Annotated in this window: 14 protein-coding genes; 11 read left to right on the top strand and 3 right to left on the bottom strand. The window is 59.4% G+C overall.

Annotation, left to right across the window (positions count from 1 at the left end; all coding sequences use genetic code 11):
• Positions 1 to 81 precede the first annotated feature (81 nt).
• The 7 genes from lptM (at position 82) to corA (ending at position 6,980) form a co-directional block, all read left to right on the top strand.
• Positions 82 to 300 carry an LPS translocon maturation chaperone LptM gene (lptM, locus tag EKL29_RS19425; protein ID WP_120457936.1) on the top strand — a complete coding sequence of 73 codons (219 nt, stop codon included), beginning with the start codon at positions 82 to 84 and terminating at the stop codon, positions 298 to 300.
• A gap of 29 nt (positions 301 to 329) precedes the next feature.
• Positions 330 to 1,154, top strand: a complete 825-nt coding sequence (dapF, locus tag EKL29_RS19420; protein WP_120458151.1) for a diaminopimelate epimerase — start codon at positions 330 to 332, stop codon at positions 1,152 to 1,154.
• Complete coding sequence (locus EKL29_RS19415; protein ID WP_126690476.1) at positions 1,151 to 1,855, top strand: DUF484 domain-containing protein; 705 nt, start codon at positions 1,151 to 1,153, stop codon at positions 1,853 to 1,855. Before dapF ends, EKL29_RS19415 begins: the two co-directional genes overlap by 4 nt.
• Positions 1,852 to 2,754, top strand: coding sequence for a tyrosine recombinase XerC (gene xerC, locus EKL29_RS19410; protein ID WP_120457932.1), 903 nt, complete (start codon positions 1,852 to 1,854; stop codon positions 2,752 to 2,754). The genes EKL29_RS19415 and xerC overlap by 4 nt, the downstream gene beginning before the upstream one ends.
• The gene (yigB, locus tag EKL29_RS19405; protein ID WP_120457930.1) at positions 2,751 to 3,467 is read left to right on the top strand and encodes a 5-amino-6-(5-phospho-D-ribitylamino)uracil phosphatase YigB; all 717 of its coding nucleotides are present in this window, start codon (positions 2,751 to 2,753) and stop codon (positions 3,465 to 3,467) included. The genes xerC and yigB overlap by 4 nt, the downstream gene beginning before the upstream one ends.
• A 98-nt stretch (positions 3,468 to 3,565) precedes the next feature.
• Entirely contained in the window at positions 3,566 to 5,728 is a 2,163-nt protein-coding gene (uvrD, locus tag EKL29_RS19400; RefSeq protein WP_126690475.1) for a DNA helicase II, read from the top strand.
• 298 nt (positions 5,729 to 6,026) lie between these two features.
• Positions 6,027 to 6,980 carry a magnesium/cobalt transporter CorA gene (corA, locus tag EKL29_RS19395; RefSeq protein ID WP_120457926.1) on the top strand — a complete coding sequence of 318 codons (954 nt, stop codon included), beginning with the start codon at positions 6,027 to 6,029 and terminating at the stop codon, positions 6,978 to 6,980.
• A 169-nt stretch (positions 6,981 to 7,149) separates the two neighbouring features.
• Here corA and rarD read toward each other — a convergent pair whose 3' ends face one another.
• Both rarD and EKL29_RS19385 read right to left on the bottom strand, forming a co-directional pair.
• Positions 7,150 to 8,061, bottom strand: a complete 912-nt coding sequence (gene rarD, locus EKL29_RS19390) for an EamA family transporter RarD (RefSeq protein WP_126690474.1) — start codon at positions 8,059 to 8,061, stop codon at positions 7,150 to 7,152.
• Positions 8,062 to 8,108: 47 nt separating this feature from the next.
• Complete coding sequence (locus EKL29_RS19385; protein WP_120457922.1) at positions 8,109 to 8,579, bottom strand: thioesterase family protein; 471 nt, start codon at positions 8,577 to 8,579, stop codon at positions 8,109 to 8,111.
• A gap of 186 nt (positions 8,580 to 8,765) precedes the next feature.
• On the opposite strand from EKL29_RS19385, the gene pldA reads away from it, so the two are divergent.
• The 3 genes from pldA to rhtC are packed head-to-tail and all read left to right on the top strand — an operon-like array spanning position 8,766 to position 12,126.
• Positions 8,766 to 9,638 carry a phospholipase A gene (gene pldA / locus EKL29_RS19380; RefSeq protein ID WP_126690473.1) on the top strand — a complete coding sequence of 291 codons (873 nt, stop codon included), beginning with the start codon at positions 8,766 to 8,768 and terminating at the stop codon, positions 9,636 to 9,638.
• 25 nt (positions 9,639 to 9,663) lie between these two features.
• Entirely contained in the window at positions 9,664 to 11,490 is a 1,827-nt protein-coding gene (recQ, locus tag EKL29_RS19375) for an ATP-dependent DNA helicase RecQ (protein ID WP_126690472.1), read from the top strand.
• Positions 11,491 to 11,502: 12 nt separating this feature from the next.
• A complete protein-coding gene (gene rhtC / locus EKL29_RS19370) occupies positions 11,503 to 12,126 on the top strand; it encodes a threonine export protein RhtC (RefSeq protein WP_120457915.1) in 624 nt (207 codons plus the stop codon).
• 143 nt (positions 12,127 to 12,269) lie between these two features.
• On the opposite strand, the gene rhtB is transcribed toward rhtC, so the two are convergent.
• On the bottom strand, positions 12,270 to 12,893 hold the full coding sequence (gene rhtB / locus EKL29_RS19360) for a homoserine/homoserine lactone efflux protein (protein WP_120457911.1): 624 nt from the start codon (positions 12,891 to 12,893) through the stop codon (positions 12,270 to 12,272).
• Between the two features lie 115 nt (positions 12,894 to 13,008).
• On the opposite strand from rhtB, the gene pldB reads away from it, so the two are divergent.
• Positions 13,009 to 13,992, top strand: coding sequence for a lysophospholipase L2 (gene pldB / locus EKL29_RS19355; RefSeq protein ID WP_120457909.1), 984 nt, complete (start codon positions 13,009 to 13,011; stop codon positions 13,990 to 13,992).
• Positions 13,993 to 14,040: the final 48 nt, after the last annotated feature.

Genomic DNA, 14,040 nt, shown 5'->3' with positions numbered 1-14,040 from the left:
GAATTGCGGGGATTTCCTGTTGCTTTTCCATCTTCAACTGCGATGATAAGCAACCAGGTTAAGGACAAAAGAGCAGAAGAGATGAAGAGAGTAAAAAGCCTGTTGGCAATGGCGCTGGCGCTGACGAGCCTGGCAGGCTGTGGACTAAAAGGACCGCTTTACTTCCCGCCCGCTAACCAGCCGAAAACGCAAACTCCACAGCAAGCTGAGCAGCAGAAAAAGCAGCAGCAACAGCGAGCGGCGCAGGCGGATACGCGTGGACTGGTGAGCGGCGGCAACGCCAGCATGTCAGCAGAATAATTGTAATGGCGCACCCGGCGGAGCAAAAAATGCAGTTCTCCAAAATGCACGGACTCGGCAACGATTTCATGGTTGTGGATGCCGTGACGCAAAACGTCTTTTTCTCGCCGGAGCTGATTCGCCGGCTGGCGGATCGCCATCTGGGGATCGGTTTCGATCAGCTACTGATCGTCGAACCGCCTTACGATCCCGACCTCGACTTCCACTATCGCATCTTCAACGCCGACGGCAGCGAAGTGGCGCAGTGCGGCAACGGCGCGCGCTGCTTTGCCCGCTTTGTGCGGCTGAAAGGCCTGACCAACAAAAGCGAGATCCGGGTCAGCACCCAAACCGGCCGCATGGTATTGAGCGTGACGCCGGACGAACTGGTGCGCGTCAATATGGGCGAGCCCAACTTCGAGCCGCAGCAGGTGCCGTTCCGCGCCAATAAGGCGGAAAACCTCTATCTGCTGCGCGTCGCCGAACAGACGGTGATGTTCGGTGCGGTATCCATGGGCAATCCGCACTGCGTGATCCAGGTCGACAGCGTGCAGACCGCCGCGGTCGAAACGCTGGGCCCGGCACTGGAAAGCCACGAGCGCTTTCCCGAACGCGTCAACGTCGGCTTTATGGAAGTGGTGTCGTCAGAGCATATTCGCCTGCGCGTCTACGAGCGCGGCGCGGGCGAAACCCAGGCGTGCGGCAGCGGTGCTTGCGCCGCGGTAGCCTGCGGCGTTCAGCAGGGCATTCTGGCGCCGAAGGTGCGCGTCGATCTGCCGGGCGGCATGCTGCATATCGCCTGGAAAGGAGCCGGTCAGCCGCTGTTTATGACCGGACCCGCCACACACGTTTATGATGGGTTTATTCATTTATGAAAAATATCGAAGAGCAGGCTGATAATACTCTCCTGCTGGACGATCAGGCCGTTAACGATTATCTGCAGCAAAATCCTGACTTCTTTATCCGCAACGCCCGCCAGGTCGAACAGATGGCGGTGCCGCATCCGGTGCGCGGCAGCGTGTCGCTGGTGGAGTGGCATATGGCGCGCCAGCGCAACCATATTCAGCGGCTGGAGGAAGAGATCACGCTGCTGATGGAGCAGGCCAGCGCCAACCATGAGCTGTTCGATCGGCTGCTGGCGCTGCAGGGACATCTGGCGGCGGCCGATTCGCTGCAGGAGATGCTTAATCGCCTGCAACGCTGGGCGCGCGAGCTGGGTCTGGCTGGTGCTAACCTGCGCCTCTTCGCCGACCAGTGGCGACTGGGCGCACCCTCTGAGTTCGTGCAGCTCAGTCTGTCGCGTCAGGCGTTTGAACCGTTACGCATCCAGCGTTTCGGTCAGCAACACCATTTTCTCGGCAGCCTGAACGGTCCCGAACTGCTGCTCTTGCTGCCGCAGGCCAAGGCGATCGGTTCGGTTGCGATGTCGCTTATGGGCGAGCGCGGCGAACTGGGCGTGCTGATTTTCAGCAGCCGCGACAGCCAGCACTATCAGGCTGGTATGGGCACGTTGCTGTTGCAGCATCTGGCGCAGATGATGCCGGAGCTGCTGTCGCGCTGGGTAGAACGCGCATGAACGCGCTCCAGGCGGTCGTCGACGAATTCCTGCGCTACCTCAAGGTTGAGCGCCAGCTCAGCCCGCTGACGCAGGAGAACTATGCGCGCCAGCTGGCGGCGCTGACGACGATGGCCGAAGAGATGAAGCTGGACGACTGGGCGAAGCTGGAGCCTGCGCAGGTGCGCAGCATGGCGTCACGCAGCCGCCGCGCTGGTTTAGGCGCCAGCAGCCTCGCGCTGCGCCTGTCGGCGTTGCGCAGTTTTCTCGACTGGCAGGTCAGCCAGGGCCGGCTCTCCGCTAACCCCGCTAAAGGCGTCACTACGCCGCGCAACGCGCGTCACCTGCCGAAGAATATCGACGTCGATGAGGTCAATCAGCTGCTGGAGATCGACCTCAACGATCCGCTGGCGGTGCGCGACCGCGCGATGCTGGAGGTGATGTACGGCGGCGGGCTGCGTTTGTCGGAGCTGGTCAATATGGACTGCCGTCACGTCGATCTTGAGGCGGGCGAAGTCTGGGTCGTGGGAAAAGGCAGCAAGGAGCGTCGCGTGCCGATCGGCCGCACCGCCGTTGCCTGGCTGGAGCGCTGGCTGCCGCTGCGCGCCAGTTTCGGCGGCGAGGATGACGCGCTGTTTCTCTCCAGCCGCGGACGCCGGATTTCGGCACGTAACGTGCAAAAGCGTTTCGCCGAATGGGGCGTCAAACAGGGCGTCGCCAGCCACATCCATCCGCACAAGCTGCGTCACTCCTTCGCTACCCATCTGCTGGAGTCGAGCGGCGATCTGCGCGCAGTGCAGGAGCTGCTGGGCCACGCCAACCTCTCTACGACGCAAATCTATACCCATCTCGATTTCCAGCATCTGGCGACGGTGTATGATGCTGCGCATCCCCGCGCCAAACGAGGAAAGAACGAATGAAGTTTTACCGTCCATTACGCGCCGTTAAGGCTATCACTTTCGATCTCGACGATACGCTCTACGACAACTATCCCGTGATCCGCAAAACCACCGCTGAAGCGCACGCGGCGCTGCAGGCCTGGCATCCGTCGCTGCGCGAATTTACGCCGCTGGACTATCAGAAGCTGCGCGACGAATTGCTGGCGCGCGAGCCGGATATTTACCACGACGTCTCAGAGTGGCGTCGACGCTCGGTCGAGCTGGCGCTGCTGAACGTCGGTCTTTCGGCGCAGGAAGCGACGACCGGCGCTGAGGAGATCATGAGCGTATTCCATCACTGGCGCAGCCAGGTGGAGATGCCGGAAGAGACGCATCAGACGCTCAAAGCGCTCGGCGAAAAAGTCCCGCTGGTGGCGATCACCAACGGCAACGCGCGTCCGGAACAGCTCGGGATCGCCGACTATTTTCAGTTCGCGCTGCGCGCCGGGCCGGACGGCCGCGCGAAGCCTTATCAGGATATGTACCATCTCGCCGCGCAGCGTCTCGGCCTTCCGCCGGAAGCGATCCTGCACGTGGGCGACGATCTGACCACCGATGTGGCTGGCGCGTTGCGCTGCGGTATGCAGGCGTGCTGGATCAATCTGCGTGGCGGCAACCTGATGCACATTGCCGATGCGCGTCTGGTGCCGCATGTGGAAATTTCGCGATTGGCATCCCTGACCTCACTGTTATAATGGCTGTAGATTTATCCAGTCGTACCCTGAGTCATGCGCCTTGCTGCAAGCCGAATGATTCAGGGTTCGCTTTTTGTTTTCTTTAGTGAACGGTGCTTATGGACGTTTCTGATCTGCTCAACGGTTTGAATGACAAACAGCGCGAAGCCGTGGCGGCGCCGCGCGGCAACCTGCTGGTGCTGGCAGGCGCGGGCAGCGGAAAAACACGCGTCCTGGTGCACCGCATCGCCTGGTTGCTGTCGGTGGAGAACTGCTCGCCTTATTCGATTATGGCGGTGACCTTTACCAACAAAGCGGCGGCGGAGATGCGCCACCGTATCGAGCAGCTGATCGGCACCAGCCAGGGCGGCATGTGGATCGGCACCTTCCACGGCCTGGCGCATCGTCTGCTGCGCGCCCACCATCTCGACGCTGGCTTGCCGCAGGATTTTCAGATCCTCGACAGCGAAGATCAGCTGCGCCTGTTGAAACGCCTGATTAAGGCGATGAATCTGGATGAGAAGCAGTGGCCCGCGCGTCAGGGCATGTGGTACATCAACGGCAAAAAAGATGAAGGGCTGCGCCCGAAACATATTGAAAGCTATGGCAATCCGGTAGAGCAGACCTGGCTGCGCATCTATCAGGCCTATCAGGAAGCCTGCGACCGCGCCGGACTGGTCGATTTCGCCGAGCTGCTGCTGCGCGCCCATGAGCTGTGGCTGCATAAGCCGCATATTCTCAATCACTATCGGGAACGCTTCAGCAATATTCTGGTGGATGAGTTTCAGGACACCAACAACATTCAGTACGCCTGGATCCGCATGCTGGCAGGCGACAGCGGCCGCGTGATTATCGTCGGCGACGACGATCAGTCGATTTACGGCTGGCGCGGCGCGCAGGTCGAGAACATTCAGCGTTTCCTGCAGGATTTCCCGGCGGCGGAAACCATTCGCCTTGAACAGAACTATCGCTCTACCAATAATATCCTGAAGTCGGCTAACGCCCTGATCGCCAATAACAATGGCCGTCTCGGCAAAGAGCTGTGGACCGATGGCACCGACGGCGATCCCATTTCCATCTACTGCGCCTTTAACGAGCTGGACGAAGCGCGCTTTGTGGTCAACCGCATCAAAACCTGGCAGGAGAACGGCAACGCCCTGCAGGACTGCGCCATTCTCTACCGCAGCAACGCCCAGTCGCGCGTGCTGGAAGAGGCGCTGCTGCAGAGCAGCATGCCGTATCGCATTTATGGCGGCATGCGCTTCTTCGAGCGTCAGGAGATTAAAGACGCGCTCGCCTATTTGCGCCTGATCGCCAACCGCAACGACGATGCGGCCTTTGAGCGCGTGGTCAATACGCCGACGCGCGGCGTGGGCGATCGCACGCTCGACGTGGTACGCCAGACCGCTCGCGAACGGCAGATGACGCTGTGGCAGGCGACGCGTGAGCTGCTGCAAACCAAAGCGCTGGCGGGCCGTGCGGCCTCGGCGCTGCAGCGCTTCTGCGAGCTGGTCGATTCACTGGCGAGCGAAACCGCCGAAATGCCGCTGCATGTGCAAACCGACCGCGTGATTAAAGATTCCGGCTTGTGGGTCATGTATGAGCAGGAGAAAGGCGAAAAGGGCCAGGCGCGTATTGAAAACCTTGAGGAACTGGTGACGGCAACGCGCCAGTTCAGCTACCAGGATGAAGATGAAGATCTGATGCCGCTGCAGGCGTTCCTGTCGCACGCCGCGCTGGAGGCGGGCGAAGGCCAGGCCGATAAGTGGCAGGATGCGGTGCAGCTGATGACGCTGCACTCGGCGAAGGGGCTGGAGTTTAGCCAGGTCTTTATCGTCGGTATGGAAGAGGGGATGTTCCCAAGCCAGATGTCGCTGGATGAGGGCGGTCGTCTGGAAGAGGAGCGTCGTCTTGCCTATGTCGGCGTGACGCGCGCCATGCTGAAGCTGACGCTGACCTATGCCGAGACGCGGCGGCTCTACGGCAAAGAGGTGTATCACCGGCCGTCGCGCTTTATCGGCGAGCTGCCGGAAGAGTGCATCGAAGAGGTGCGCCTGCGCGCCAGCGTCAGCCGTCCGGTTAGCCATCAGCGTATGGGCACGCCGGTCTCGAAAAGCGACAGCGGTTTTTCGCTGGGACAGCGCGTGAAGCATGCGAAATTCGGCGAAGGCACCATCATCAATCTGGAGGGCAGCGGCGAGCACAGCCGCGTTCAGGTGGCGTTTCAGGGCCAGGGCATCAAGTGGCTGGTGGCCGCCTATGCGAAGCTGGAAACTGCTTAGTCACCGGTTGACGACTTTTTCGTCTCAGCGTAACATGCGCGCACTATTATCAAGAGAGGACAATGCCTTGGACACGCCCAGTCGATGCTGGCTCAGTCACCTGGTTACCAGGAATAACATCTAAGGCTACCTCTTTTTGCTGGTAGCCTTAGCGGTTATCAGCGACCTCCCTTTTTTATCCCGTCGCATGAGTCAGCACTGATTCACCTTTTGAACGAGCGTTTCCGTGTTCAGGCGTTTGCCGTGGCCGATCGGTCTACGGCCTTGTCCCATTAAGTCTGCAATGGGGAGTATTGCTATGCTGAGCGCATTTAAACTGGATCGCAGCCGCCTTACGCGTCTGGAGCTGGAAGACGAAAACGACAAACTGACCACCTCGGTCTGGGTCGATCTGATCGAGCCGGAAGAGGGCGAGCGCGAGCGCGTGCAGAGCGAGCTGGGCCAGAGCCTGGCTACGCGTCCGGAGCTGGAGGATATCGAAGCCTCGGCGCGTTTCTTCGAAGATGAAGACGGGCTGCATATCCACTCTTTCTTCTTTTATGAAGATGCGGAAGACCACGCCGGCAACTCCACCGTGGCGTTCACCATTCGTGAAGGGCGGCTCTATACGCTGCGCGAGCGCGAGCTGCCTGCGTTTCGCCTTTACCGTATGCGCGCCCGCAATCAGACGCTGATCGACGGTAACGCCTTCGAACTGCTGCTGGATCTGTTTGAGACTAAAATCGAACAGCTGGCGGATGAGATCGAGAACATCTATAGCGCGCTGGAGAAGCTCAGCCGCGTGATTATGGAAGGGCAGCAGGGCGAAGAGTATGACCAGGCGCTGTCGCGTCTCGCCGAGCTGGAAGATATCGGCTGGAAGGTGCGGCTGTGTCTGATGGATACCCAGCGCGCGCTTAATTTCCTGGTGCGCAAGGCGCGTCTGCCGAACAACCAGCTGGAGCAGGCACGCGAGATCCTGCGCGATATCGAGTCGCTGCTGCCGCATAACGAATCACTGTTCCAGAAGGTTAACTTCCTGATGCAGGCGGCGATGGGTTTTATCAACATCGAGCAGAACCGCATTATCAAGATCTTCTCGGTGGTGTCGGTTGTCTTCCTGCCGCCGACGCTGGTGGCCTCCAGCTACGGCATGAACTTTGAATTTATGCCTGAACTGAAGTGGAGCTTTGGTTATCCCGCGGCGATTGGCCTGATGATCCTCGCCGGTCTGGCGCCTTATCTCTACTTTAAGCGCAAAAACTGGTTGTAATCGTTCATCAGCGGACGGCGAATCCGGGGCCTACGCAAATAGCAAGGACCGATCGCAAAGACGCAAAAAACGGTATCGCTGCCCGCTCGTCCCGCGCCCTCCCTGGCGCGGGACGCTTTGCTTTTAGGCCCCTGTCATTCGCGTTTTGACATTTTTGCGCGCTGTTGAATTAAATAACCTGTTGCTTTATCGCGCGTCGGCTACGCAGCGTCGCCACCAGCGCATCGAAAATAAACACCGCCAGCGCCAGCCAGATAAAGGCAAACGTCACCATCTTGTCGGGCGTAATGGTCTCGCCGTAAAACAGCACCGCCAGCAGGAACATCAGCGTCGGGCCGAGGTACTGGAAAAAGCCGACGGTGGAAAGACGCAGTCGCGTACAGGCGGCGGCAAACAGCATCAGCGGAATCGTCGTCACGATGCCTGCTGCGACCAGCTTAAGGTTCAGACTCAGCGGATTGGCGCTCAGGTGGCTGGTTGGCGTATCGGCGACGCCGAACAGATAGATCGCCGCCAGCGGAAACAGCCACAGCGTTTCAATCAGCATGCCGCTCTGCGCATCGACCTGAATTTTTTTGCGCACCAGTCCATAAAAGGCGAAGCTCAACGCCAGACCCAGCGCGATCAGGGGCACCGAACCGAACTTCCACAGCTGCACCAGCACGCCGATGGTCGCCAGCGCTACCGCCAGCCACTGCAGCCGCCGGAAGCGCTCGCGCAGGAACAGCATGCCGAGCACCACGTTAATCAGCGGGTTGATAAAGTAGCCGAGGCTCGCTTCCAGCATATGCTGGTTATTCACCGCCCAGATAAACAGCAGCCAGTTGCCGCCGATGGTCACGGCGGTCAGCGCCAGCAGCAGCACCTTCTTCGGCTGCGCCAGCACGCTGCGTACCTGTCCCCAGCTGCGGCTCAGGCTAATCAGCACCAGCATAAAGAGCGCTGACCAGATCACGCGATGCGTCATGATCTCTGTCGGCGGAACGGTTTTGACCAGCTTGAAGTAGGCCGGAGCGATGCCCCAGATAAAGTAGGCGCCGAGCGCGAAGCCTATGCCCTGGCGAGTTTGTTGCGTATCCATAGATAGAAAGCGTCCGCAAAAAGTCGATTCTCGCATGGCGCCCGCGATTAACCAATCAAATAGGTCGCCGTCGCCGTGGCAATATAGTCGCCCTGCTGGTTATGCAGCTCTACGCGCGCCACTGCCACCTTATTCCCGGCGCGCAGCAGGCTGCTGGTGGCGGTAAAGCGTTCGCCGCGGCCGGGGCGCAGATAGTCGACACGCATATCGATGGTGCCCATGCGCGAGAGACGTTGACGCAGCTCCTCTTCGCTAATGGTCTCCGCGCGCGTCAGGGCGTTGCTGACGCAGACCATACCGGCGGCGACATCCAGCACCGAGGCGATAACGCCGCCGTGCAGGATCTGCTGCGCCGCATTGCCAATGAGCATGGTTTTACTGGCGAAGCTGATTTCAGCGTAGTCGCTCTCCAGCCGATCCAGCTCCAGGCCGAGCGCCTGATTGAAGGGCATATGATAAACAAAGATTTCGCCCACCATCCGGCGGGCTTCATGCTGAGACAGCAGCACTGATGACATGACGAGATTCCTGCGAACACGCCTTTAGCGGCGCGAAATGTTAACGAGTTGTGTATTCTAAGCCGCGCGCGAAGGGGTTTCCAGTTTCAGAAATCAGCGCTCATCTTCACCGCATTTTGCGTGTAGAATGGCCTCCTTTTTATGACTCCCCATTCATTTGACACGCAGCCTTCATCGGAGAAAGTTATGCGCAAGCATCGCGCCTTGTTAGCAGCCGCCCTGTTATTTCCTGCGCTGGCGCAGGCTGAGGAAGCCACCGTTAAAGATGTCCACGACACCCCTCAGGTGCGCGGCAGCATTATCGCCAACCTGCTGGAGCAGCACGACAATCCGTTTGTGCTCTACCCGTATGAGAGCAACTATCTGCTCTATACCTATACCAGCAACATGAATAAAGAGGCGATCTCCTCATATAACTGGGCGGATAACGCGCGCAAAGATGAAGTGAAATTTCAGCTCAGTCTGGCATTTCCGCTGTGGCGCGGTATTCTGGGGGATAACTCCGTACTGGCGGCCTCCTATACGCAGCGCTCCTGGTGGCAGCTGTCGAACCGCGGCGAGTCGTCGCCGTTTCGCGAAACCAACTACGAGCCGCAGATTTTCCTCGGCTGGGCTACGGATTATGACTTCGCCGGCTGGACGCTGCGCGATGTTGAAATGGGCTTTAATCACCAGTCCAACGGCCGCAGCGATCCGACGTCGCGCAGCTGGAACCGCGTCTACGCGCGCCTGATGGCGCAGAACGGCAACTTCCTCGCCGAAGTAAAACCCTGGTATCGCATACCGGACAGTGAAGACGATAACCCGGATATTACTAAATATATGGGCTACTACCGTCTTAAACTGGGTTATATCGCCGGTGAGAATATCTTCAGCGTGGAAGGCAACTACAACTGGAACACCGGCTTTGGCGGCGCGACGCTGGGCTGGAGCTATCCGCTCAGCGAACACGTTCGTTTCTATACCCAGGTGTTTAGCGGTTATGGCGAGTCGCTTATCGACTACAACCATCGCCAGACGCGTGTCGGCGTCGGCGTCATGCTAAACGATCTGTTCTGACTCTCCGGAAAACAACAGGAATACAGTGGCAATCTCGGTAGTACATAATCAGGAGTCGCTGGCGCAGCAGGTATTGCAGGATACCTTCGGCTATCAGCATTTTCGTCCCGGTCAGCAAACCATTATCAATGCGGCGCTGAGCGGACGGGATTGTCTGGTCGTTATGCCCACCGGCGGCGGTAAATCGCTCTGCTATCAGATCCCGGCGCTGGTGCAAGACGGGCTGACGCTGGTGGTGTCGCCGCTGATCTCGCTGATGAAAGATCAGGTGGATCAGCTGCTGGCGAACGGCGTGGCGGCAGCGTGCCTCAACTCCACCATGACGCGCGAGCAGCAGCAGCAGGTAATGGCGGATTGCCGCACCGGCCGCGTCAAGCTGCTCTATATCGCGCCTGAGCGTCTGATGATGGACAACTTCCTCGAGAACCTGGCGCACTGGCAGCCTGCGATGCTGGCGGTCGACGAGGCGCACTGTATTTCGCAGTGGGGTCACGATTTCCGTCCCGAATATGGCGCGCTGGGCCAGCTGCGCCAGCGTTTCCCGCAGCTGCCGGTTATGGCGCTGACCGCCACCGCCGACGAAACCACGCGCAACGACATTGTGCACCTGCTGCATATGCAGGACCCGCTGATTCAGATCAGCAGTTTCGATCGTCCCAATATTCGCTACACGCTGGTGGAAAAGTTCAAGCCCACCGAGCAGCTGCTGCGCTACGTTCAGGATCAGCGCGGCAAGAGCGGCATTATCTACTGCAACAGCCGCGCCAAAGTGGAAGACACCGCCGCGCGTCTGCAAAGCCGCGGGCTGAGCGTTGGCGCCTATCATGCGGGCATCGACAGCGCGCAGCGCGCGCGCGTGCAGGAGGCGTTTCAGCGCGACGATCTGCAGATCGTGGTGGCGACGGTCGCGTTCGGTATGGGCATCAACAAGCCCAACGTGCGCTTCGTGGTGCACTTTGATATTCCACGCAATATCGAATCCTACTATCAGGAAACCGGTCGCGCCGGACGCGACGGGCTGCCGGCCGAAGCGATGATGCTTTACGATCCGGCGGATATGGCGTGGCTGCGCAAATGCCTGGAAGAGAAAGCGCCAGGTCCGCTGCAGGATATAGAACGCCATAAGCTTAACGCCATGGGCGCGTTCGCCGAAGCGCAAACCTGCCGTCGTCTGGTGTTGCTTAACTATTTCGGTGAAGGACGCCAGCAGCCGTGCGACAACTGCGATATCTGTCTGGATCCGCCGAAGCGTTACGATGGCCTGGTCGAGGCGCAGAAAGCGCTTTCCAGCATCTATCGCGTCGGGCAGCGTTTCGGCATGGGCTATATAGTGGAAGTGCTGCGCGGCGCTAACAACCAGCGCATCCGCGAGCAGGGCCATGACAAGCTGCCGGTGTACGGCATCGGCCGCGAGCAGAGCCATGAACACTGGGTCAGCGTGCTGCGCCAGCTGATCCATCTTGGGCTGGTGACGCAGAATATCGCCATGCACTCCGCGCTGCAGCTGACAGAAGCGGCGCGCCCGGTGCTGCGCGGCGAAGTGCCGCTGATGCTGGCGGTGCCGCGTCTGAACGCGGCGAAGCCGAAGAGCAGCAGCTCGCCGAAAATTTATGGTGGCAATTACGATCGCAAGCTGTTCGCCAAGTTGCGCAAGCTACGTAAAGCCATCGCCGACGAAGAGAACATTCCGCCCTACGTGGTGTTTAACGACGCCACGCTGATTGAGATGGCAGAGCAGATGCCGGTCACGGCGTCGGAGATGCTGAGCGTCAATGGCGTCGGCCACCGCAAACTGGAGCGCTTTGGCAAACCTTTCCTGGTAATGATCAAAGAGCATCTTGATGAAGAGTAAAGGATACTACCCATGCTGATGTTATTTGCTACGGTCGCGCTGGTGCATCTGGTTGCGCTGATGAGCCCCGGCCCGGACTTCTTTTTCGTTTCGCAAACCGCCGCCAGCCGCTCGCGCAAAGAGGCGATGATGGGCGTGCTGGGCATTACGCTGGGGATCGTTATCTGGGCGGGCGTCGCGCTGATGGGGCTGCACCTGATCCTGGAGAAAATGGCGTGGCTGCATCAGATTATAATGATCGGCGGCGGTCTCTATCTGCTGTGGATGGGCTGGCAGCTGCTCAGCTCGGCGCGTCAGCGCCATAAACAGCCGGTGCAGGATGCCCCGGTGGTAGAGTTGCCGAAAAAAGGCAGAAGTTTTCTGAAAGGCTTTCTCACCAACCTCTCCAATCCAAAAGCGATTATCTACTTCGGCAGCGTATTCTCGCTGTTCGTCGGCAACGACGTCGGTGCGCTGGAGCGCTGGGGCTTGTTTCTGCTGATCGTTGGCGAAACCTTTGCATGGTTTACGCTGGTGGCGGCGATTTTCGCTCTGCCGTGGATGCGCGACAAGTATCAGCGTGCGGCAAAATGGGTGGATGGCGTGGCGGGCGTGTTATTCGCCGGTTTCGGCATTCACCTTATCCTTTCACGCTAGAGCCTGGCTTACTGGCCAGCTTGCGGGCGGGCAGTGCTCGTCATCCTCACGTACTCAAAGTACGCTGCGGTGACTGCGCGCTGTCCGCCCGAAATCTGACTGCGCCGCCGACGGCTCTTATTCCTGGTGCTCTCGTTACACCTTCATGCGATTTTTCTGGCGCTGGCTAACAGCACGCCGACCGCCATAAACAATCCGCCGAAAATACGGTTCAGCAGCTTCATCTGCTTCGGCCCCTTGATCCATGCCGCAATGCGCGTGGCTAAGGTGGCGTAGCCAATCATCACAATAATATCGACGACAATGGTGGTCGCGCCGAGCACCAGATACTGCATCGCCTGCGGCTGGTGCGGCAGGATGAACTGCGGAAACAGCGCGGCGAGAAACACGATGCTTTTCGGGTTGGTGAGGTTCACCAGTACCGCCCGCTTAAACAGGCGGCGGCGCGGCATCGCTTTGGCTACCGCATCCAGATCGATCGCGCCTGCAGAGCGCCACTGCTGAATGCCGAGCCACACCAGATAGGCTGCGCCCGCCCACTTCAGAATTTCGAACGCCAGCAGCGACTGCGAAAAGAGCGCGCCCAGACCGATCCCCACCAGCACAATATGAATCGCCAGCCCAAGCTGCAGACCGCTAATAGAGGCCGCTGCGCCGCGATAGCCGTGGCTGATGCCGGTGCTCATGGTATTAATCGCGCCGGAGCCCGGCGACAGGCTGAGGATAGTGGTAGTAAGAAGGTAGGTCAGCCACCATTCAGTGGTCATGGGTTGCGCTCCCTGTCTGGGCGGAAATGTGACACAATACGCCAGAAACAAGCGCGGCGCTACGGGCTGCATGCGCAGCCTGTTACTCTTTAATCGCGCATCTGCAGGGGGTTGGATGGAACGACATAAAGCGAGCTGGCTCAATCGGGAAAAAGCCTTTGCCGCCTTTGCGCACGGTCCGCTGCTCGACTTCTGGCACCGCCGCGAAGAGCGTGAATTTATCGGCGTGGAAAACGTTACGCTGCGCTATGTGCGTTTCACTGCACCGCAACATAAGCGCGTTATTCTTATCGTACCTGGACGTATTGAAAGCTACGTCAAATATCCTGAACTCGCATATGACCTGTTTCACTGCGGCTTTGACGTGGTAATCCTCGATCATCGCGGGCAGGGACGTTCCGATCGCCTGCTGCAGGATACCCATCGCGGCCATGTCGTGGAGTTCACGCACTACGTAGATGACTTAGAGACTCTCTACCTGAAAGAGATCGTCGGTGGTCATTACCAGCGCCGTTACGCGCTGGCGCATTCGATGGGCGGCGCGATCCTGGCGCTGTTTCTGGCGCGTCAGCCGCAGGCGTTTCACGCCGTAACGCTGGTGGCGCCGATGTTCGGCATCGCGCTGCCGATGCCCTCGTTCCTGGCGAACCGCATCCTCGACTGGGCGGAAAAGCGACCGGCGATCCGCGATGGGTATGCGCTCGGCACCGGGCGCTGGCGTGCCCATCCGTTCGGCATCAATCGCCTGACGCACAGTGCGGAGCGCTACCGCCGTAGCCTGCGCTTTTACGCTGACGATCCCGCTATTCGCGTGGGCGGCCCGACCTATCACTGGGTACGTGAAGGCATCCATGCCGGGCGCAATATCCTGAGCGTGGCAAACACTATCACTACGCCGGTCCTGCTGCTGCAGGCGGGCGACGACCGCGTGGTGGATAACCGTTCGCAGGATCTCTTCTGCGCGGCGATGGCGCAGGCGGGTCATCGATGCGAGACGCGCCTGATTAAAGAAGCGCGCCATGAAATCCTGTTTGAAAAAGATGCCATGCGCGCTGAGGCGCTCAACGCGCTGGTCGATTTTTTCGAGGCGCACCCGTAATTCGAATCGCTACCTTACCGGCTACGGCCTAAAACAATACCTGAGGTT

Origin of the sequence: Pantoea sp. YU22 (genome assembly GCF_003970755.1) — a bacterium.
Taxonomy (GTDB): domain Bacteria; phylum Pseudomonadota; class Gammaproteobacteria; order Enterobacterales; family Enterobacteriaceae; genus Pantoea; species Pantoea piersonii.
This window is presented reverse-complemented; position numbering and strand designations above follow the sequence as displayed.